Raw genomic sequence first — 18,993 nt, forward strand, 5'->3', positions numbered from 1 at the left:
AAACTATCTGTCATGTTTATACCCGGATAAATAAGAGAGCGCCATGACCCCGACAAATCGCAAGAGCCTGATCGCCGAATATAAGGAGCGCGCGACCATCGCCGGGGTCTATGCCGTGATCTGCAGCGCGACAGGTCAGGCCTGGGTCGGCAAGAGCCGCCACATCGACACCGAGCAGAACGGCCTGTGGTTCGCGCTGCGCCACGGCGGCAGTCCGTATCGGTCGCTTCAGGCGGCGTGGAAGGCGCACACGCCCGAGGATTTCCGCTTCGAACAGCTGGACCGCCTGCCGGAAGACATCTCGGATCTGAGGCGCAAGGACGAGCTGGCTAGTCGCGCCAAGCTGTGGATCGCCCGGTTGGGCGCAGAGGCGCTTTAAAAATCCAGATCCGCGTACCAGGCCGAGGGCGGCACGCCGACGAAGCGGTCGGCGAGCAGGGGGCGGAAGCAGGGGCGGGATTTGAGCTTGGAATACCAGGTCTTCAGTCCGGGCCAGGTCTTCCACTGGATCTCGCCGAAATAGTCCAGCACCGACAGGTGGGCGGCGGCGATCAGGTCGGCTTGGGACAGGCGGCGGCCGGCCAGCCAGTCGCGGGCGGCGACCAGGTCCTCCAGCATGGCGAGATGGAATTTCAGGGCGTCGCGCCCGTCGCGCAGGGCGCGGGCTTCGGGCGGGCCCAGCTTGAGCAGCGGTTTTTCCATCCGCTCGTGCAGCAGGACGGCGTCGACCTCGTCCATGAAGCGGCGCTCGAACCAGCCGGTCAGGCGGCGCGCCTCGGCCCGTTCGGCGAGGTCGGCGGGCAGCAGCAGCGGCCCCTTCTGCTGATCCTCGATCCAGCCCAGGATGGCGGGCAGTTCGCACAGCACCAGCGGACGGCCGCGATCCATCGTCTGGATCACCGGCGGCAGGCCGGATGGATTGAAGTCATTGACTGGGCAATCGTCCTCCCACGGACGGACCGGGGTGTCGGTCCATTCGATCCGCGCCTCGCCCAGCGCCAGTCGCGCGGCGCGAGACGCGGGCTGGAAGGCGAAGTGGAAGAGAACGCAAGGGTCGGGCATCTAAGGGTGATGCGCCCGGACCCGTTAAATCGGCGTTTACCGCATCAGGACCACGGCCCCTTGGGCGCGAGGCCGGTCGGGGCGGTGGCGGCTTGCGGCTCGGCGGGAGCCGCGGCGGGGATCGCGGGCTGCGGACGGGCGTGGCCGCGCGGGTCGGCGTGGATCAGGATGTCGGCGGCGGGATACTGGGCCAGCACCCGGTTCTCGGCGGCGACGACGATGGCGTGTGCGGCGTCCAGGGTCTGGTGCGCGTCCAGATCGACATGCATCTGGATCATCATCACCTGACCGGACATGCGAGTGCGCAGCTGGTGCACGCCGAAGACCTGGGGGTCGGCCAGGACGGCCTTGGTGATGGCGGCGCGGTCGGCCTCGGGCACGGCGCGGTCCAGCAGGTGATCGGCGGCGGCCTTCAACATGCCGGTCGCGCCCCAGAACAGCCAGACGGCGACGACGATGCCTGCGGCTGCATCCAGTCCTGGCGCGCCCAGGAAGGCGCCTGAAATCACGCCGATCAGCACCACGACGTTGGCGGCGAGGTCCGCCGCATAGTGGGCACGGTCGCCGGCGACGGCGACGGAGCCGGTCTTCTTCAGCGTTTGGGTCTGCATCCACACCAGCCAGGCCGTGATGACGATGGTGGCGACCACGATCCCGCTTGCCCACGCGCCGGCGGTTACGGGACGGGGGTCGAAGATGCGCTGCACCCCCTCCCAGGCGATGAAGAGGGCCGAGGCGAAGACCAGCCCGGCCTGAACCAATGCGGACAGGGCCTCGCCCTTGCCATGGCCATAGCGGTAGTCCTCGTCAGCCGGCGCGGCGGCCCAGCGCACGGCGAAGAAGGTGGTCAGGGACGCCGCCAGATCCAGAACCGAATCCGCCAGGGTCGCCAGGATGGAGACCGAGCCCGAGGCGCCCAGTGCAAAGGCCTTCATCGCGATCAGCACCACCGCGACCCCGACCGACAGGCGGGTGATGCGGCGCGTGGCCAGATGGGCGTCGTCAAGCGAGGCGGGGGCGGGGGCGGGCGTCGTCATTGTCGGCTTCTTCTCGCGCAATCGTGGCTGAAAGCCAACCGCTGGCCCAAACGGGTCGTTCCGTCAGAAACGATCATGCTCTAGGGGGAAGGCATCCGGGCGCGGCGCGTTCCGGGCGCATTGGTTTTCGAGGGTCTCATGTCGGACTGGCTTGCCGCCATTATTCTGGGTCTGGTCGAGGGGCTGACCGAGTTCATTCCGGTCTCGTCGACCGGCCATATGCTGTTGCTGGGCCACTTCATGGGCTTTGAGAGCGCGGGCAAGACCTTCGAGATCGTGATCCAGCTGGGCGCCCTGCTGGCCATCGTCAGCGTCTATTTCAAGAAGCTGTGGACCCTGGCGACGCGCTGGCCCTTCGACGCCGAGGCGCGGCGGTTCCTGATCGGGCTGCTGGTCGCCTTCGCACCAGCCGTCGTGATCGGTTTCCTGGCCTATGACTTCATCAAGACGGTGCTGTTCGAGACGCCGCAGGTGGTGTGCATCGCCCTGATCGTCGGCGGGGTGATCCTGCTGCTGCTGGACCGGATGGACAAGAAGCCCAGGTGGCTGGACGCCGAGGCCTATCCGATGCGGATCTATTTCCTGATCGGCCTGTTCCAGTGCCTGGCCATGATCCCCGGCGTGTCGCGGTCCGGCGCCACCATCGCCGGCGGGCTGCTGCTGAAGACCGACAAGCGGTCGGCGGCTGAGTTCAGCTTCTTTCTGGCCCTGCCCACCATGGGGGCGGCGGTGGCCTATGACCTGCTGAAGAACCACAAGACGCTGGATTTCAGCGACATCGGCCTGATCGTCGTGGGTTTTGTCGTGGCCTTCATCTCGGCCCTGGCGGTGGTGCGGTTCCTGCTGGATTTCGTGTCCAGGCGCGGGTTCGGCGTCTTCGCCTGGTGGCGGATCGTGGTCGGTGTCGTGGGTCTGGCGCTGTTGCAGGCGGGGTTTTGAGACCATGACCACGCTTCTGTACGGCCGGCCGCCGGTCGTCTTCGATCCGCCCGGCGACGCGACCCAGACCTCGCCCCTGATCCCGGACTCGGCTGCGCTGGAGGCGCAGGAACCGGGCTCGGCCGACAGCATCATGATCTACGCCCCGCCCGGCGTGCTGGAGCGGCGCTACGTGCTGGCCCTGGCGCTGAAGGCGCTGAAGGTGGGGGGACAGCTGGACGTCATGGCGCCCAAGGACAAGGGCGGATCGCGCCTGGGCAAGGAGCTGAAGACGTTCGGCCTGGAGGTCGCCGAGACCGCCAAGGCGCACCATCGCCGCTGCATCGTCATTCGGCCCGAAACGGTCGAGGGGCTGGACGAGGCCATCGCCTCCGGCGGGCCGCAGATCGTGCCGGGATTGGAAGCCTGGTCGCAGCCCGGCGTGTTCGCCTGGGACCGGATCGATCCGGGCTCGGCGCTGCTGGCCGAACATCTGCCGCCGATGAAGGGCGAGGGGGTCGATCTGGGCTGCGGCTATGGCGCGCTGTCGATCGTGGTGCTGCGCTCGCCCGCCGTGACCAAGCTGAAGATGGTCGATCTGGATCGCCGCGCCATCCAGGCCGCTCGACGCAATATCGAGGACGACCGCGCCAAGGTCTGGTGGTCGGACGTCCGCACCCTGGAGGCCAAGGGCGACAAGGATTTCGTGGTCAGCAATCCGCCCTTCCACGACGGCGGGGCCGAGGACAGGCGGCTGGGGCAGGCCTTTATCCGCAAGGCGGCCGAACTCCTGAAGAAGGGCGGCGTCGCCTGGGTCGTGGCCAACCGGCACCTGCCGTATGAGGCCGAGCTGAACGCGGCGTTCAAGCGGGTGCGGCTGGTCGCCGAGGCAGGCGGCTACAAACTGTTCGAGGCGGTGAAGTGACCGCGCTCAAACAGTCCGAAGGGCGGCAGCGCATGAAGAAAGTCCCGACGTCGAGGGTCGATCGTCTGCTGGGGTCTATGGGCTATGGATCACGCGCCGAGATGGCGCGGATGGCCAAGGCGGGCGGCATCGTGCTGGATGGTGCGGACCTGACGGACGTGTCCAAACGCATCGCCGTGACGCCGGACCTGCCCACCCGAATGGAGATCGACGGCAAGCCGCTGGATCCCGTGCAGGGGCTGGTGATCCTGCTGAACAAGCCGCTGGGCATGACCTGCTCGCACAAGGAAGAGGGGGCGCTGGTCTATGACATCCTGCCGGGACGTTGGCGGGCGCGCGATCCCGCCATCTCGACCATCGGACGGTTGGACAAGCAGACGACGGGTCTGCTGCTGCTGACCGACGACGGCGATCTTCTGCACCGGGTGATCAGTCCCAAACGCCATGTGGCCAAGGTTTACCGGGCGGTTCTGGCGCGGCCGCTGACCGGGACGGAAGGCGCGCTGTTCGCCTCGGGCGAGCTGATGCTGGAGGGCGAGGACAAGCCGTTGGCGCCGGCGGTGCTGGAGGTGGTGTCGCCGACCGAGGCTCTGCTGACCGTGACGGAAGGCCGCTATCACCAGGTGCGCCGGATGTTCGCCGCCGCCGGCAACCACGTCGAAACCCTTCATCGCGAACGGCTGGGCGGACTGGGCCTGCCCGCCGATCTGGCGCCCGGTCAGTGGCGCCTCGCGACGGCGGACGAGGTCGCCTCGATTTTCGCCTGATTGGACACAGAGTGATCAGATGGCTATCTTGATGGCCATGTCCAGCTATTCCGTCGCTGAAGCCAAGAACAACCTGCCCAAGCTGCTGGATCGCATGCTGGCGGGCGAGGCCGTGACCATCACGCGGCGCGGTGTGCCGATCGCGCGGCTGGAGCCGGCACAGGAGGTCGTTCCGACGTCGGGGCCCATTGACGTCGAATGGTTCAAACGCGTTCGCGTGAAGCCGACCGTACCGATGGATTCCGTCACACTCGTGCGGATGATGCGGGACGAAGAGATTTGACGGTCTATCTGGACACCAGCGTGCTGGTGTCGCTGTTGCACGAAGATGATCACACCGTCCGTGTCCTGGATTGGGCAGGAAGTGTTGATGCACTTGTCTTGAGCGCTTGGACCGCGACCGAGTTCACATCGGCCTTATCCGTGCAGTCGCGGATGAAGCGACTGATCGATCGTGATCGACGCAGGCTCGAACTCGATCTCGACCATTGGTTATCGACACGCGTCGTTCTGGACGTTCTTAACGCCGATATCGTCGCGGCGCGTCGATTGGTGAGAAACGACGTTCGGTTGCGCGCGCCCGACAGTGTCCATCTAGCCCTTGCTATGCGACATGGCTGTATTCTCGCGACGCTCGATGGAGATATGGCCGCGGTGGCGCGCGACATCGGGTTGTCGGTGATCGTGCCATGACGACCAAGATCAAGATTTGCGGCTTGACCACGCCGGACACGCTGGACGTCGCCCTGGAGGGCGGGGCGGACTTCGTGGGGGCGGTGGTGTTTCCCAAAAGTCCGCGCCATCTGGCGCCCGAAACCGCCGCCGCCCTGTTCGAGCGGGCGCGGGGGCGGGCGAAGATCGTGGCGGTGACGGTCGATCCCGACGACGCCCTGCTGCAACAGATCGCCCGGACGCTGAGGCCCGACTTCATCCAACTGCATGGGTCTGAGGCGCCGGCACGGGCCGAGCGCGTGCGGGCGCTGACGGGGGCGGGGGTGATCAAGGCCCTGCCGATCCGGCGGGCGGACGACTTCGCCGCCGCCGACGCCTGGGATGATGAGGCCGATCATCTGATGTTCGACGCCAAGCCGCCGGAGGGTTCGGCTCTGCCCGGCGGGGTGGGACACAGCTTCGACTGGACCCTGTTGGCCGGCCGCGCCTTTCGCCACCCGTGGTTCCTGGCCGGGGGGCTGAACCCGGATAACGTCGCCGAGGCGCTGATGATCACGGGCGCGCCCATGGTGGACGTGTCCTCTGGCGTGGAGAGCGCGCCGGGTGTTAAGGACGCCGACCGGATCGCGACCTTCATCCAAAATGCGCGCCGGTCGTAATTGCGACGCCTCTCCGCGTGAAAGTCGAAACCGTGAACGCCCAGACCCCCATCGTGGCCCCCATCCAAGCCGCCGATTCCGCCAAGCCGCTGTCGAACGCCTACGCCTGGCCGGACGCGCAGGGTCGCTTCGGTCCTTATGGCGGTCAGTTCGTGGCCGAGACCCTGATGCCGCTGATCCATGAGCTGGACGCGGCCTACAAGGCGGCCAAGGCGGACCCCAGTTTCCAGGCCGAGTTGGACGGCTACCTGGAACATTACGTGGGGCGCGAGAGCCCGCTGTATTTCGCCGAGCGCCTGACCGAACATTTCGGCGGGGCCAACATCTGGCTGAAGCGCGAGGACCTGAACCACACGGGCGCGCACAAGATCAATAATTGCATGGGCCAGATCCTGCTGGCCCGCCGCATGGGCAAGACGCGCATCATCGCCGAGACCGGCGCGGGTCAGCACGGTGTGGCCTCGGCGACCGTGTCGGCGCGGTTCGGCCTGCCCTGCACCGTCTATATGGGCGCGGTGGACGTAGAGCGGCAGCAGCCGAACGTGTTCCGCATGCGTCTGCTGGGCTCGGAAGTCTTCTCGGTCACGGCCGGCGCCGCGACCCTGAAGGACGCGATGAACGAGGCGATGCGCGACTGGGTCACCAACGTCTCGGACACCTATTACATCATCGGCACGGCGGCGGGTCCGCACCCCTATCCGGCCATGGTGCGCGATTTCCAGTCGGTGATCGGCAAGGAGATCAAGAGCCAGTCGATGGCCCGGATGGGCAAACTGCCCGAAGCGGTGGTCGCCTGTATCGGCGGCGGGTCCAACGCCATCGGCGCCTTCCACCCCTTCATCGAGGACGAGGGCGTGCGGCTGATCGGCGTCGAGGCGGCCGGCCATGGGCTGGATACGCCGGATCACGCGGCCAGCCTCAAGGGCGGGCGGTCGGGCGTGCTGCACGGAAACCGGACCTATTTGCTTCAGGACGAGGACGGCAACATCGTCGAGGGGCACTCGATCTCGGCCGGGTTGGACTATCCAGGTATCGGGCCGGAACACGCCTGGCTGCACGACATCGGCCGGGCCGAATACCGCTCGGCGACGGACAATGAGGCGCTGGAAGCCTTCCAGCTGTGCTCGAAGCTGGAAGGCATCATTCCGGCGCTGGAGCCCGCCCACGCCCTGGCGCGGACGGGCGAAGTGGCGCGCGAAGTCGGCAAGGGCGGCGACGTCGTCCTGCTGATGTCGGGGCGCGGCGACAAGGACATCTTCCAGGTCGCCAAACATCTGGGAGTGAACCTGTGATCCGTACCCTTCTTGCGGCGACCGCCGTGATGAGTTTGTCCGCTGCGGCCGTGCAGGCCCAGACGCCGGCCCCCGCTGCACCGCAGGGCGGTCCGGCCGACGTCGGCCTGCTGCCCGGCGCGGAGCTGTCGCCCGATTGCGGTGGGCTGAACAATCTGACGGGGCGGGCCTGGTGCGTGACCGCACAGCTGGGCCAGATCGGCGCTCTGGCCGACGCCTATATCGCCGATCTGGAAACCAAGAACTGGCTGGCCGCCGGCGGCGACGACAACCGCGTGGTCTTCATCAAGCGCCGTGAAGCGGGCGGCTGCGACGGCATGCAGATGGTCGCCTTCTACGACACCACCAAGACCGCCGTCGCCGAACTGCCCGGCTATCTGGGCTTCGCCACCATTCCGGGCGACGTGTGCGCGGCTGCCGCAGCCGCGACACCGCCGGCCGCCGCCGGAACGCCGCAGCAATGATCCTGGCGTCTCTCGCCGCTGCTGCCTTGTTCGCGTCAAAGGCGGATTGGCGCGATGATTTTGTCCTGCCAGAGATTGAGGACGCCGTTGTCGGGACCGAGTGCCCTCCTTCGGAGGAAGGCGGCGACCGCTATTTTTGCCTGACGTATCCACGAGAAAAAGCGAGAGCAGTGCGGGAGCAATTTACATCTGCGTTGCAGCAGCAAGGCTTTATGGTCGGCCCCGCGCCCGAGGTTAGCTTTGGTTTTCTGCGGCTCAAGGGTGCCGATCCGAACCATCCTGAGTCCTGTGAGAGCGGGCTGGTTTCGATCTTTGCGGTTGATGGAGAAACGGATCCCGCAAAGACGGCTGTCATGGTGATCGCCTTGGCTAAAGATACCTGCGAAGAATCTGCGACCGAGGGCAACGACCAATGACCACCGCCCGTATTGACGCGCGCTTCAAGGCGCTGAAGGCCGAGGGTCGCGCGGCCTTTATTCCCTATGTGATGGGGGGGGATCCGTCGCGCGACGAGGCGCTGGCGATCCTGAAGGGGCTGCCCGCCGCCGGGGCCGACATCATCGAACTGGGCTTTCCATTCAGCGATCCGATGGCCGAGGGGCCTCCGATCCAGCGGGCGGCGATTCGGGGCATGGCGGCGGGTTTCGGCCTGCGCTCGACCATGGATCTGGCCAAGGAATTCCGTAAGGGCGACGACGCCACGCCCATCGTGCTGATGGGCTATCTGAACCCGATCGAGAGCCTGGGCTATGACGCCTTCGCCGCCTATGCGGCCGACTGCGGCATCGACGGGCTGATCGTGGTGGACTGCCCGCCGGAAGAGGCCGGGCCTCTGATCGAGGCGCTGGATAAGGTTTCGATCTCGCTGATCCGCCTGGCGACGCCGACCTCGGACGACGAGCGGCTAAAGATCGTGGTCCAGGGCACGTCGGGCTTCGTCTACTACGTCGCCGTCGCGGGCGTGACGGGCGTCAAGGAAGCGAACGCGGATGTGGTGGCGCCGGCCGTCGAGCGGGTGCGCAAGGCCTCGGGCCTGCCGGTCGCGGTCGGCTTCGGGGTCAAGACGCCGGAACGGGCCGCCGAAATCGCCCGCGTCGCCGATGCGGTGGTCGTGGGCTCGGCTCTGGTGGACGAGGTGGCGGCGGCGCTGGAGGAGAACGAACCCGTCGCGGCGCGCGTTCTGGCCCGGGTGAAGGCGCTGGGCGATGCGGTTCGATCCGTCGCCGCTAGTGCTTCCGTGGCGGAAACCGTCTAAGAGCGCGCGGATGAACGACAAGACCAAGCCTCAGGAAAAGCGCGGCGGCTGGCTGAGCCGCTTTGCGCCCGGCGTCCGCAAGATCGTGTCGCGCCGCGACACCCCGGACAATCTCTGGGTCAAGGATCCCGACAGCGGCGAGATGCTGTATCGCTCGGATCTGGAGGCCGCCCTTTGGGTGACCCCGTCGGGTCGGCATATGCGCATCGATGCGCCGACGCGCCTGAAGGCCACCTTTGACGGCGGCGTCTTCCAGTCCATCGACACGCCGGACGTGCCCGAAGATCCTTTGAAATTCTCGGACGGCAAATCCTACAAGGATCGCCTAAACGCCGCGCGCAAGGCCGCGGGCCGCAAGGACACCATGGCCATCGGCTATGGCTCGGTCGGCGGTCAGGACGCGGTCGTGATCGTCCAGGACTTCACCTTCATGGGCGGATCGCTGGGTATGGCGGCGGGCGAGGCCTTCATCAAGGCGGCGCGCGAGGCGGTGAGCCGCAAGGTTCCGCTGGTCTGTTTCACCGCCGCCGGCGGCGCGCGGATGCAGGAGGGCGCCCTGTCGCTGATGCAGATGGCGCGCACCACCCTGGCCATCGAAGAGCTGAAGGACGCCAGACTGCCTTACGCCGTGGTCCTGACAGACCCGACGACGGGCGGGGTGACGGCCTCCTACGCCATGCTGGGCGATGTGCATCTGGCCGAACCCGGCGCCCTGATCGGCTTCGCCGGACCGCGCGTGATCGAGGCGACGATCCGCGAGAAACTGCCGCCCGGCTTCCAGCGCGCCGAATATCTGCAGGAAAAGGGCATGGTGGACCGGGTCGTGACCCGAGCCGACCTGCCGCGCACCCTGGGTCAGATCCTGTCCATGCTGATGGGCGGAACCCGCGCCGCCGCCTGAGACCGTCTGAAGGGCCAGTCGATCGCGGTCGAGGCCCACAGGCACCACCAGACGATGACCGGCTGAAACAGCAGGCGCGGGCCGTGATAGGCCCAGCCTAACCCTGCGCCCGACGTCATAAAGTTCACGGCATGCTGGATGTTGGCCGGATAGACGCAGACGGCGTAGGCGGCCAGCGCCCAGCCCGCCGCGACCCGCAGGCGCGGGATCGTTAGACCCGCCGCGCCCAGCAGCTCGGCGATCCCCGTCAGGGCCACGACCAGGGCCGGCTGCGGGACCCACGCCGGCGTGATCCGCACGAAGGGGCCGGGGACCATCAGATGCAGGACCCCTGCGCCCAGGAAGACGGCCGCGAGGACGAGGCGCGCCGCGGTTCTGATCTGCGGCCTGGAAGTCATGTCGCGGTTCTCGAAATCAGGGGGTAAAGGAGGCGGATGGATCCCGTCTCCGAACGACTACGCGCCCGCCACCCCCAGCGGATCGACCTTTCGTTGGAAAGAATGCGCGTGCTGTGCGCGGCCCTTGGCGATCCGCAGCACAAGCTTCCGCCGGTGATCCATGTGGCGGGCACCAACGGCAAGGGATCGACCGTGGCCCTGATCCGCGCCATCGCCGAGGCGGCGGGGCTGAAGGTGCACGCCTACACCTCGCCCCATCTGGTGCGGTTCAACGAGCGAATCCGGCTGGCCGGAACGCTGATCGAGGACGATCATCTGAATGCGATCTTGGACCGGATCGAGGCGGTCATGGCCGAGACGGACAGCGAGGCCACGGTGTTCGAAAGCACCACCGCCGCCGCCTTCCTGGCCATGTCCGAGACGCCCGCCGACCTGGCCATCATCGAGGTGGGTCTGGGCGGGGTGCTGGACGCGACCAATGTGATCGAGCGGCCGCTGCTCAGCGTCATCGCGCCGGTCGATTACGACCATGCGGAGTTCCTGGGCACGGATCTGGCCGCCATCGCCTCGGAAAAGGCGGGCGTGCTGAAGGCCGGAGCGCCGGCCGTGATCGCGCGCCAGAAGGAAGAAGCGATGGCGGCCATCGAACGTCGCGCCGCCGACGTCCATGCGCGGCTCAACGTGCTGGGGGTGGATTTCGACGCCTGGGCCGAGCGGGGCGGCCTGGCGTTCCAGACGGCCGAACTGTTCATGGATCTGCCGGCGCCGGCTTTGGCGGGCGCGCACCAGATCGACAATGCGGCCCTGGCCGTGGCGGCGGCGGTCGAACTGGACCTGCCCGAGGCCGCGATCGCCGAGGGGCTGAAGCGCGTGCGCTGGCCCGCGCGTCTGCAACGGATTTCGGGCGGCCCCTATGGCGCTGCGGCCAAGGCGGCGGAGGCGGAGCTGTGGCTGGACGGAGGGCACAATCCCCATGCGGCGCGGGCGCTGGCGGCGTTTCTGGCCGAGCGGCAGGCGCGGGCGCCGCGTCCCCTGGCCCTGATCTGCGGCATGTTGAACAACAAGGATGCGGGCGGTTTCTTCGCCGCGCTGAAGGACAGCCAGGCCACCGTCTTCACCGTCGGCTTCGACGGTGCGGCGGCCGAGCCGACGGCCCTGGCGGCCGTGGCGCGCGGGCATGGGCTGGCGGCGACCCCGGCGGGTTCGGTTTCCGAGGCGCTGGACCTGGCCCTGCGCCTGGGCGCAGGCCGGGTCGCCATCTGCGGCTCGCTGTATCTGGCCGGCGAGGTCCTGGGCGCCAGCACGGAGACCTGGCCGGTCTAGCGCGTCATCCAGGGCTTGGACTTGCCGGCGGCGATGCGGGCGGCCTGCTCGCGCTGGAAGCGACCGCCGCGCGGCGGCTTGGCGCGCGCATCCAGCCTGGCGTTCTTCAGGCGCAGGGCCTTCTGGACCGGGGTCTCGCCGGGGATATCGTCAGCCGGGTTCGGGGTGTCTTCGTCGCTCATGGCGCCATCCTAGCATGAAAAACGCCCGCCGGTCGGACCGGCGGGCGCTTGATCTGACAGGGTCGAAAAGGCTCAGGCCTTGACGCCGGCCTCGGCCAGCCATTCGACGATCTTGCCCTTGGGCATGGCGCCGACCTTCATCGAAGCCATCTGGCCGTCCTTGAACAGCATCAGGGTCGGAATGCCCTTCACGCCCAGCTTGGACGGGGTCATGGGGCTGTCGTCGATGTTGATCTTGGCCACGGTGACCTGACCGCCCAGTTCGTCGGCGATCTGTTCCAGCGCCGGGCCGATCTGTTTGCAGGGGCCGCACCATTCGGCCCAGAAGTCGACCAGGACCGGGGTCGAGGATTTCAGGACGTCGGCGTCAAAGCTTTCGTCGGTGACTTTTACAGTCGCCATGAATGGCTCCTTGGGCGCTATCGCTCGGCGCGCGGCGCCTCGCTGCATGAGCGCGTGTTGGTGTTGGCCGGATGTGTCCGGGTTCGATGGCAGATGTGGGAGCGAATCGCGGGCAATTCAACTGCCGCCGTCGCTCCCTCTCTCCGTCCGTCATCCTCGGGCTCGACCCGAGGATCGGATGATCCGCCGCTCGTGCGAAGACGGCGACGCACAGATCGACCGGCGCCCGGTCCTCGGGTCAAGCCCGAGGATGACGGGGGTTAGGGTTTGAGCGCCGCCTCCAGCAGGGTTTCAGGAATGGGCATCAGCTTGGGTCCGTCGGTCCAGACCAGGGCGGCCTCGACCGGGCGGTCGGGATAGAGGCGCTTCAGCACGGCGACATAGACGGCGGCCTGCAGCACATAGGCGGGATCGACCGCTTCTATGGCGTCGGGCGCAGGGCGGTTGGTCTTGTAATCGACGACCAGAACCCGTTCGGGTGTTACCACCAGCCGGTCGATGCGGCCGTTGATGGCGACGCCGGGCGGCAGGCCGGGAGCGGATCCGGTCAGGGCGACCTCGGCGCGCGAGCCTTGACCGAAAACAGGGGCGAACCGGGCGTCGGTCAAGACGTCGAAAGCCGCCTTGATCATCTCGGCGCGCTGAGCGTCGTCGAGATCGTTCTCCTTGGCCAGCAGGCGCCGGGCGGCGTCGGGGCGGTCGGCGGGCGCGATCTCGGGCAGGCGTTCCAGCAGTCGGTGGATCAGGTCGCCGCGCCGGAACCGCCCCAGCGACACAACACCCGCCTCGGTCTTGGCAAGGGGCGAGGGGGCGGGGATGCGGATCGCGCCGCCCTCCATCCGCGACGGCGAGGCGAAGCGGGCGGCGGCGTCCGCCGGCGGCGGCGAGGCGGCCCAGGCGGGCAGGACGGCGGCGGACCGTACTTCATCAGCGGCGACCGGGCGACGCTCTGGATCGACGCCATAGCGACGCACGCCGTTGTCGATTTCGCGCACCTGATCGCCCAGGCGGTCGAAGGTTTCCGAGAGGATCGACCACCAGCTGCCGGCCTCGGCCCCCCGGCTTGAGGCGCGACCCATGACGATGACGCGGTCCCGCGCGCGGGTCAGGGCGACATAGAGCAGGCGCAGGGTTTCGTCGTCAGTGCGGGCCTGGCGCGCGGCGCGGGCGTCGGCCGAGGCCGGGCAATCGTCCTTCGCCGAGCCGGGCGCCATCAGCCAGGCCTCGCCTTCGCCCTCCGGCGTGACCACGGGCATCAGGGACGGACCTTGCGCCTTCGCCTTCATGGTTGTGTCGGGCAGGATGACGATGGGCGCCTCCAGCCCCTTGGCGCCGTGGACGGTCATGACGCGGACCTCGCCGCGCGCGCCCTCCAGTTCGCGCTTCACCTCGACGTCGGCGGCCTCCAGCTGGGCCAGGCAGGTCTCCAGATCGATCGCGCCGCGGTTCTCGGCGGCCAGCACCTGGTTCAGGGTCTCGTCGATGGCTTCTTCCGCCTCGCGCCCCAGCCGGGCCAGGATGCGGGCGCGGCCCGACCGCCCCGTATCGTCCACGCGGTTCAGGGCTTGGGAAAAGAAGGCGAAGGGATCGCCGCCGCGCGCGCCGATGGCGGCCTGCAGCGCATCGCGCGCGCGGGTCCACTCGGGGCGTTCGTGGGCCCGGTCGCGCAGGTCGCGCCACAGTTGGCCGGCTTTACGCTCTTCGCGCCCGGCCAGCGCATAAAGACCGTCCTCGTCCACATCGCACAGCGGGCTGCGCAGCACCTCGGCCAGGGACAGGTCGTCATCGGGGAAGAGGGAGAAACGGGCCAGCGAGATCAGGTCGTCGAAAACGATATGGCTGGACAATTTCAGCCGGTCCGCCCCGGCGACAGGCAGCCCTTCCGTCTTCAGCGCGCGGATAATCTCCTCGAACGTCGCGTCGCGGCGGCGGACCAGGACGATGTAGTCGCCATAGCCGGCCGGGCGCAGGTCGCGGGTGCTGTGGTCAAAGACGGCGACGCCGCTTTCGACCTGACGGCGTATCTCGCGGGCCAGGTCGCGGGCCAGGCGCTTGCGGGCGCTGCCGGCGCTTTCCTGATCGACGGGATCGTCCCAGGCGTCGGTCTCGGGCGCGGGCTCGTCCAGGAACAGGGGCCACAGGTCGATGGCGCCGTGCTGGCCGATGCGGGCGGGCAGGTGTCGGGCGATGTCGCCCTGGGGGCCGGTCAGGGCGCGGGTGCGGTCGCGATCGGCGAAGACGGCGTCAACGAAGGCCAGCACCTCTTCGGTCGAGCGGTAGGAGGTGTTCAACTCCGGCCCGGCGAAGGGCTCGCCGGCGCCCTCGGCCAGAGCCAGGAAGGCGCCGCGTTCCTGACGCAGCCGTTCGGGGCGGGCGCCCTGGAAGGAATAGATCGACTGTTTCTCGTCGCCGACGGCGAAGACGGTGCGGCCGGACTTTTCGCCGGAGTAGAACTCGCCGGTCAGGGCGCGGACGATGGCCCATTGTTCGGGGGCGGTGTCCTGGGCCTCGTCGATCAGGACGTGATCGACCCCGCCGTCCAGCTTATAAAGCACCCAGGCGGCGGCCCCGCTCTCAGTCAGCAGGGCGGCGGCGCGCGCGACCAGGTCGGGGAAGTCCAGCGCCCCGCGCTGGGCCTTGGCCGCTTCGTAGAAGGCGGCGTGGGCGCGGGCCAGGGTCATGACTTTGACCGTATCGTCGGCGACCTTGGCCTTGCGCAGAGCCTCGCGCGTGGCGAGGAACTTGGTCTGAAGGTCCAGCAGCCAGCCGACCGCCCCCTGGGGCGCCGACTTCGTGCCCATGCTCTTTCGCGGTTCGCCCGCCTGGGTGCAGAAGACCCCGGCCAGGGCCGCGAACCCGGCATAGGGAGGGGCGGCGACGCTCAGGGTGTCGGCGATCTTCTTGTCATTGGCCGAGCCGGTTTCCATGGCTTCGGCGATGCGGTTCCATTCGTCGGGATCGATGAAGGCGACGAAATCGCGCTCCAGATCCTCCGGGCTGCGATCGCGTTCGGCGCCGGTCAGGGACCAGGGATCGGGCGCGGTTCCGGCCTCGGCCCGGTCGATATAGTCCAGCAGATCGGCGCGCTTGGCCTCGATCATCGACAGCAGGGCCTGGAATCGCTGCCAGTCCAGTTCGACGGCGAAATGGCTGTAGGCTTGGCCGAGGGGGCCGTCCGGATGGGCGACGGCGGCGCGGGCCAGGTCTTCGCGCGCGGCATGGCTGAGGGCGGTCGCAGCCTGGTCTTCGAGCACGGTGAAGTGGGGCGAGACCCCGGCCTCCAGCGGGAACCGGCGCAGCAGTTTTTCGCAGAAGGCGTGGATGGTCTGGATTTTCAGGCCGCCCGGCGTCTCCAACGCGCGGGCGAACAGCTTGCGCGCGCGCGACAGGGCGGCGTGATCCATCGCCTGCGGGTCGCCGTCGTCCAGCCGGGCCAGTTCGCGCGACAGCGCGGCGTCGTCCAGCACGGCCCAGCCGCCCAACTGGTCGAACAGCCGGGCCTGCATCTCGGCGGCGGCGGCCTTGGTGTAGGTGACGCACAGGATGGCGCCGGGATCGACCTGATCCAGCAGCAGCCGCGCCACCCGGTTGACCAGGGTGGTGGTCTTGCCCGAACCGGCGTTGGCGGTGACGAAGACGGTCAGGCGCGGATCGGCGGCGACGATCTGGGGGGCGATGCTCATTCTTCGTCCCCGTCGCCGATCACCGACCATTCCCAGACGCGGGCCAGATGGTCGTAGTTGCCGCCCTGATTGCCCATGAACTGTGGCGCGGCCCAGGAGACATAGGGGGTGTTCGGGTCGTCGAAGCGGGCGACGCGGCGCTTCAGCCCGTCCAGCGCAGCCTGCGCCAGGTCGGCGGCCTCAGAGCCCGAAGCGCGGGTGACGACTTCCCCCGCCATTTTTCGCCCCACCACACGGACATAGCTCAGTTCGTCGGGCGTGACCGGACCGTTGGTGTCCTTGAACCCGCCGTCGGCCAGGATGGCGGCGGTCAGGGTGAGCTGCGGCGCGAAGCCGGACTTGACCTGTTTGGCGGACGGGGCCGCCCCGGTCTTGAAATCCATGACCGCCGCGCCGTCCGACGCCAGCTCGATCCGGTCGGCGAAGGCCTTGACCGTGAAGGGGCCGGCCGGGGCCTCGAAGGTCATCGTCCCCTGCTGTTCCACCAGGATATCGACGCCGCGCGCCCGACGCCGGCGCTCGAACTCGGTCAGCCAACGGGCGCAGTTGCGGGCCAGCGGCGCCTCACGCGCCATGGCCGCATCCTCGAACCCGCGCGCGCCCAGTTCGCGCAGCAGATGGTCGTGCAGGATGGCCTCGCAATCGTCGGGCAGGTCGTTCGGCCAGTCCAGCGTCAGCCGTTCGATGGCGGCGTGGACGGCGTTGCCACGGGCGAGCGCTTCGGCAGACGCGCCGGGCCGCTCCATCGCCTCCAGCGCCAGCACCCACAGGGCGTAGATGGCGTAGGAATCGCGCACCCAGCGTTCGATACGAGTGACATACAGGCTGCGCGGACGGCGATGGACCGGCGGGCGCGGCTCGGGCCGTTTGGCGAACTGGGGTGGGCCGGGCGGCGGTGCGTCCAGAGCGCGGGCCCAGTCGATGACGGCCGCCGGGCGGGCGATGGCGACGGGTGTTTCGACAGCGTTCGCGCCGCGCGTCAGCATCTCCAGCCGCCACAGCCAGCGCGAGCGGACGGCGGGCTGGCCGCCGCGCCGCTCGCTGTGAATCAGGATGACGTCGTCGGCGCAGGCGGCCTGAACGAAGTCCTGCGCCGTCTGGCCCAGGCGGCGTTCGGGCGGGGGCAGGCCCAGGGCCTTGCGCATCGGGCGCGACAGGAAGGGATCGGTCGGGGCGGCCTGAGGCCAGACGCCTTCTTCCAGCCCGGCCAGAATCATCCGGTCGGCGCGCACCAGCCGCGCCTCGATGGCCCCCAGAATCCGCAGCGACGGATGGGTCGCCCCGCCGGTCCGCACGACGTTTTCCTTGACCAGGGATGTGACCAGTTCGGCCAGTTCCGCGCGGCGGATGCGGCCGAGCGACGCCCCGCCCTCGATCAGGCCGGACAACAGGGCGGCGGCGGCCTCGCCGTCGGGACCCGCCCAGGCGTTCTGGCCGGCTAAGGTTTCGATCAGCCGGGTCAGGGCCGAGGCGGCGACGTTTAGATCCGCGTCGGGAGTGAAGGCGGCGGTCGCGGCCTCGATGGCGGCCTGAAGCTGACCGACCAGGCGGGTCGCGGCCGACAGCCGGGCCTGTTTCCATTCCGGCGGCGCCTTGCCGCGCCGGTCGGGCTGGACCGCCTCCAGCAGGCGGCGGTGGATGGCGGCGAAGTCGCGCGGGCGGGGGCCGCGCAGGGCGTGTTCCTCCAGCGCGGCGACGGCGGCGGCCTGAGGAGCCTCGCCCAGGTCGAACCGGGCCAGCGGATGTTTGACGACGGCGAGCAGCAGATGGGGCTGGACCGGATCGGCGATCCAGCGGGCGCACAGATCGGCCAGGGCGCCGGCGGGGAGGCGGGACAGGGGGGCGCCGGCAGACGAATCCGGGATGACGCCCCAGCGTTCCAGTCGGGCGGCGACGCGGCGGCCCAGGCCCTGATCCGGCGTGACCAGAGCGCAGGTCCTGCCGGGCGTTTCCAGCGTCTCGCGCATCATCAGGGCGATGGCGGCGGCGGCCTCTTCCTCGGCGCGGACGGTCAACAGGGACAGGCCCTGCAAGCCCTCGGCGATCGGATCACGCGCCTCCTTGCGGGCAGCGGCGGCCGAGCGGATGTCGCGGATGGCGCGGCGCCAGTCGTCGGTCGCCTCGGCCGGCCGAAGGGCCTCGTTGACCAGCCGCTGGCGCGCCAGTCCGCGCGCCTCGACAGCGGTGGGAACAGCGGGACTAAACCAGGGGCGGACGGTTTCGCGCGCGATCTCGCAGCGGTCCAGCAGCCGCTTCATCGCGCTTTGCGGATGTTGTTCGTCCAGCCGGTCCCAGACGCCGGCGTCCAGATCCAGGTCGAGGCCGGGCAGGACGACGCAGCCCAGCGGCGCCCGCGCCACGGCCTTCAACACGTCGCCGGCGGCGGGGACGGTGCCGGTCGAGCCGGCGGCGATGACGGGCTGGCGCGGCGGCTCGCGGTCCCACAGCTCGGCGAGGCGGCGCAGCAGGGTCGCGCGACGCCAGGCCGGATCGACCAGACCCAGTTCGGCCAGACGCTTGGGCCAGGCCTCGACCGCCAGACCCAGAAACTCGGCCGATCGTTCCCAGTGTTCGGCCATTTCGCCGTCGACCAATGTGGCGATCCGCTCGGGGTTCTGAATCTCTTCCAGTTGGCAGGAATCGAGGAAGCCGCCCAAGGCATCGGCCAGGTCCAGCGCGCGCATCGGGCTCAGGGACGCATCGAACTGTTCGACGATCATCCGCGCCATCTCGAACCGGCGCGTCAGGGCGGGGATGGCGGGCGGCAGGTCCAGACCCAGGGCGCCGGGCGTGAAGGGCGGCTCGTCCTCCTCCAGGTCGCCTAGCGGCCGGACCTGGGGCAGCAGGATGGGGCGACCCTGCGACAGCTTGGACAGGGCGCCGGTGAAAGCGCGCGCCGCCCGGCGGTTGGGCAACAGGATGGTGGCGTCGGACAGGCTTTCGGGCGGCAGATCGCCCAGCCAGGCCAGCACCCCGGCAGCCAGATCCTCAAGGAACGGCCGGTGCGCGGGGATGGCGTACCAGCGGGGGCGCATTTCCGTTTCCCTATCGCC

At 68.8% G+C, this 18,993-nt stretch carries 20 protein-coding genes; 13 read left to right on the plus strand and 7 right to left on the minus strand.

The window, feature by feature from the left end:
- The first annotated feature begins 43 nt into the window (after positions 1 to 43).
- Positions 44 to 379, plus strand: coding sequence for a GIY-YIG nuclease family protein (locus O2K97_RS03830; protein WP_269220516.1), 336 nt, complete (start codon positions 44 to 46; stop codon positions 377 to 379).
- On the opposite strand, the gene O2K97_RS03835 is transcribed toward O2K97_RS03830, so the two are convergent.
- Positions 376 to 1,062, minus strand: coding sequence for a glutathione S-transferase family protein (locus tag O2K97_RS03835; RefSeq protein ID WP_269220517.1), 687 nt, complete (start codon positions 1,060 to 1,062; stop codon positions 376 to 378). The genes O2K97_RS03830 and O2K97_RS03835 overlap by 4 nt on opposite strands.
- Before the next feature lie 44 nt (positions 1,063 to 1,106).
- A complete protein-coding gene (locus tag O2K97_RS03840; RefSeq protein ID WP_269220518.1) occupies positions 1,107 to 2,099 on the minus strand; it encodes a cation diffusion facilitator family transporter in 993 nt (330 codons plus the stop codon).
- 138 nt (positions 2,100 to 2,237) lie between these two features.
- Between O2K97_RS03840 and O2K97_RS03845 the strand changes: the two genes are divergently transcribed.
- The 11 genes from O2K97_RS03845 (at position 2,238) to accD (ending at position 9,952) form a co-directional block, all read left to right on the plus strand.
- Complete coding sequence (locus O2K97_RS03845) at positions 2,238 to 3,038, plus strand: undecaprenyl-diphosphate phosphatase (protein WP_269220519.1); 801 nt, start codon at positions 2,238 to 2,240, stop codon at positions 3,036 to 3,038.
- A gap of 4 nt (positions 3,039 to 3,042) precedes the next feature.
- Positions 3,043 to 3,942, plus strand: coding sequence for a class I SAM-dependent methyltransferase (locus O2K97_RS03850; RefSeq protein ID WP_269220520.1), 900 nt, complete (start codon positions 3,043 to 3,045; stop codon positions 3,940 to 3,942).
- A gap of 32 nt (positions 3,943 to 3,974) precedes the next feature.
- Positions 3,975 to 4,709, plus strand: coding sequence for a pseudouridine synthase (locus tag O2K97_RS03855; RefSeq protein ID WP_269220521.1), 735 nt, complete (start codon positions 3,975 to 3,977; stop codon positions 4,707 to 4,709).
- Between the two features lie 19 nt (positions 4,710 to 4,728).
- Positions 4,729 to 4,992 (plus strand): type II toxin-antitoxin system Phd/YefM family antitoxin, encoded by a 264-nt coding sequence (locus tag O2K97_RS03860; RefSeq protein WP_112863437.1) that lies wholly within the window; start codon positions 4,729 to 4,731, stop codon positions 4,990 to 4,992.
- Positions 4,989 to 5,402: a type II toxin-antitoxin system VapC family toxin gene (locus O2K97_RS03865; RefSeq protein WP_181669203.1), complete on the plus strand. Its 414-nt coding sequence runs from the start codon at positions 4,989 to 4,991 to the stop codon at positions 5,400 to 5,402. The genes O2K97_RS03860 and O2K97_RS03865 overlap by 4 nt, the downstream gene beginning before the upstream one ends.
- A complete protein-coding gene (locus O2K97_RS03870; protein WP_269220522.1) occupies positions 5,399 to 6,040 on the plus strand; it encodes a phosphoribosylanthranilate isomerase in 642 nt (213 codons plus the stop codon). Before O2K97_RS03865 ends, O2K97_RS03870 begins: the two co-directional genes overlap by 4 nt.
- A gap of 89 nt (positions 6,041 to 6,129) precedes the next feature.
- Positions 6,130 to 7,332: a tryptophan synthase subunit beta gene (gene trpB, locus O2K97_RS03875; RefSeq protein ID WP_168189973.1), complete on the plus strand. Its 1,203-nt coding sequence runs from the start codon at positions 6,130 to 6,132 to the stop codon at positions 7,330 to 7,332.
- Positions 7,329 to 7,796: a hypothetical protein gene (locus O2K97_RS03880; RefSeq protein ID WP_269220523.1), complete on the plus strand. Its 468-nt coding sequence runs from the start codon at positions 7,329 to 7,331 to the stop codon at positions 7,794 to 7,796. The genes trpB and O2K97_RS03880 overlap by 4 nt, the downstream gene beginning before the upstream one ends.
- Positions 7,793 to 8,212, plus strand: a complete 420-nt coding sequence (locus tag O2K97_RS03885) for a hypothetical protein (RefSeq protein WP_269220524.1) — start codon at positions 7,793 to 7,795, stop codon at positions 8,210 to 8,212. Before O2K97_RS03880 ends, O2K97_RS03885 begins: the two co-directional genes overlap by 4 nt.
- Positions 8,209 to 9,051: a tryptophan synthase subunit alpha gene (gene trpA, locus O2K97_RS03890; RefSeq protein WP_269220525.1), complete on the plus strand. Its 843-nt coding sequence runs from the start codon at positions 8,209 to 8,211 to the stop codon at positions 9,049 to 9,051. Before O2K97_RS03885 ends, trpA begins: the two co-directional genes overlap by 4 nt.
- Before the next feature lie 10 nt (positions 9,052 to 9,061).
- Positions 9,062 to 9,952: an acetyl-CoA carboxylase, carboxyltransferase subunit beta gene (gene accD, locus O2K97_RS03895; RefSeq protein WP_039246013.1), complete on the plus strand. Its 891-nt coding sequence runs from the start codon at positions 9,062 to 9,064 to the stop codon at positions 9,950 to 9,952.
- Here the strand turns inward: accD and O2K97_RS03900 are convergent.
- The gene (locus O2K97_RS03900) at positions 9,907 to 10,350 is read right to left on the minus strand and encodes a DoxX family protein (RefSeq protein WP_269220526.1); all 444 of its coding nucleotides are present in this window, start codon (positions 10,348 to 10,350) and stop codon (positions 9,907 to 9,909) included. The two genes, accD and O2K97_RS03900, sit on opposite strands and share 46 nt — an antisense overlap.
- A 36-nt stretch (positions 10,351 to 10,386) precedes the next feature.
- Between O2K97_RS03900 and O2K97_RS03905 the strand changes: the two genes are divergently transcribed.
- On the plus strand, positions 10,387 to 11,673 hold the full coding sequence (locus O2K97_RS03905; protein ID WP_269220527.1) for a bifunctional folylpolyglutamate synthase/dihydrofolate synthase: 1,287 nt from the start codon (positions 10,387 to 10,389) through the stop codon (positions 11,671 to 11,673).
- On the opposite strand, the gene O2K97_RS03910 is transcribed toward O2K97_RS03905, so the two are convergent.
- From O2K97_RS03910 to addB, 4 genes are all read right to left on the minus strand, one after another.
- Positions 11,670 to 11,855: a hypothetical protein gene (locus O2K97_RS03910; RefSeq protein WP_066552684.1), complete on the minus strand. Its 186-nt coding sequence runs from the start codon at positions 11,853 to 11,855 to the stop codon at positions 11,670 to 11,672. The two genes, O2K97_RS03905 and O2K97_RS03910, sit on opposite strands and share 4 nt — an antisense overlap.
- A gap of 72 nt (positions 11,856 to 11,927) precedes the next feature.
- Positions 11,928 to 12,257: a thioredoxin gene (gene trxA, locus O2K97_RS03915; protein ID WP_017506226.1), complete on the minus strand. Its 330-nt coding sequence runs from the start codon at positions 12,255 to 12,257 to the stop codon at positions 11,928 to 11,930.
- 260 nt (positions 12,258 to 12,517) lie between these two features.
- Entirely contained in the window at positions 12,518 to 15,940 is a 3,423-nt protein-coding gene (addA, locus tag O2K97_RS03920) for a double-strand break repair helicase AddA (RefSeq protein WP_269220528.1), read from the minus strand.
- The gene (gene addB / locus O2K97_RS03925) at positions 15,937 to 18,975 is read right to left on the minus strand and encodes a double-strand break repair protein AddB (RefSeq protein ID WP_269220529.1); all 3,039 of its coding nucleotides are present in this window, start codon (positions 18,973 to 18,975) and stop codon (positions 15,937 to 15,939) included. Before addB ends, addA begins: the two co-directional genes overlap by 4 nt.
- Positions 18,976 to 18,993: the final 18 nt, after the last annotated feature.

The sequence above is a fragment of the Brevundimonas vesicularis genome (assembly GCF_027105095.1).
Taxonomy (GTDB): domain Bacteria; phylum Pseudomonadota; class Alphaproteobacteria; order Caulobacterales; family Caulobacteraceae; genus Brevundimonas; species Brevundimonas vesicularis_E.

What these genes read in the sequence shown, in the direction of transcription:
- accD (WP_039246013.1), top strand. Translation starts at nt 9,062, where the DNA reads ATGAACGACAAGACCAAGCCTCAGGAAAAGCGCGGCGGCTGGCTGAGC.
- O2K97_RS03830 (WP_269220516.1), top strand. Translation starts at nt 44, where the DNA reads ATGACCCCGACAAATCGCAAGAGCCTGATCGCCGAATATAAGGAGCGC.
- O2K97_RS03870 (WP_269220522.1), top strand. Translation starts at nt 5,399, where the DNA reads ATGACGACCAAGATCAAGATTTGCGGCTTGACCACGCCGGACACGCTG.
- O2K97_RS03840 (WP_269220518.1), bottom strand. Translation starts at nt 2,099, where the DNA reads ATGACGACGCCCGCCCCCGCCCCCGCCTCGCTTGACGACGCCCATCTG.
- O2K97_RS03900 (WP_269220526.1), bottom strand. Translation starts at nt 10,350, where the DNA reads ATGACTTCCAGGCCGCAGATCAGAACCGCGGCGCGCCTCGTCCTCGCG.
- O2K97_RS03855 (WP_269220521.1), top strand. Translation starts at nt 3,975, where the DNA reads ATGAAGAAAGTCCCGACGTCGAGGGTCGATCGTCTGCTGGGGTCTATG.
- O2K97_RS03850 (WP_269220520.1), top strand. Translation starts at nt 3,043, where the DNA reads ATGACCACGCTTCTGTACGGCCGGCCGCCGGTCGTCTTCGATCCGCCC.
- O2K97_RS03905 (WP_269220527.1), top strand. Translation starts at nt 10,387, where the DNA reads ATGGATCCCGTCTCCGAACGACTACGCGCCCGCCACCCCCAGCGGATC.
- O2K97_RS03910 (WP_066552684.1), bottom strand. Translation starts at nt 11,855, where the DNA reads ATGAGCGACGAAGACACCCCGAACCCGGCTGACGATATCCCCGGCGAG.
- O2K97_RS03885 (WP_269220524.1), top strand. Translation starts at nt 7,793, where the DNA reads ATGATCCTGGCGTCTCTCGCCGCTGCTGCCTTGTTCGCGTCAAAGGCG.
- addB (WP_269220529.1), bottom strand. Translation starts at nt 18,975, where the DNA reads ATGCGCCCCCGCTGGTACGCCATCCCCGCGCACCGGCCGTTCCTTGAG.
- O2K97_RS03860 (WP_112863437.1), top strand. Translation starts at nt 4,729, where the DNA reads ATGGCTATCTTGATGGCCATGTCCAGCTATTCCGTCGCTGAAGCCAAG.
- trpA (WP_269220525.1), top strand. Translation starts at nt 8,209, where the DNA reads ATGACCACCGCCCGTATTGACGCGCGCTTCAAGGCGCTGAAGGCCGAG.
- addA (WP_269220528.1), bottom strand. Translation starts at nt 15,940, where the DNA reads ATGAGCATCGCCCCCCAGATCGTCGCCGCCGATCCGCGCCTGACCGTC.
- trxA (WP_017506226.1), bottom strand. Translation starts at nt 12,257, where the DNA reads ATGGCGACTGTAAAAGTCACCGACGAAAGCTTTGACGCCGACGTCCTG.
- O2K97_RS03835 (WP_269220517.1), bottom strand. Translation starts at nt 1,062, where the DNA reads ATGCCCGACCCTTGCGTTCTCTTCCACTTCGCCTTCCAGCCCGCGTCT.
- O2K97_RS03845 (WP_269220519.1), top strand. Translation starts at nt 2,238, where the DNA reads ATGTCGGACTGGCTTGCCGCCATTATTCTGGGTCTGGTCGAGGGGCTG.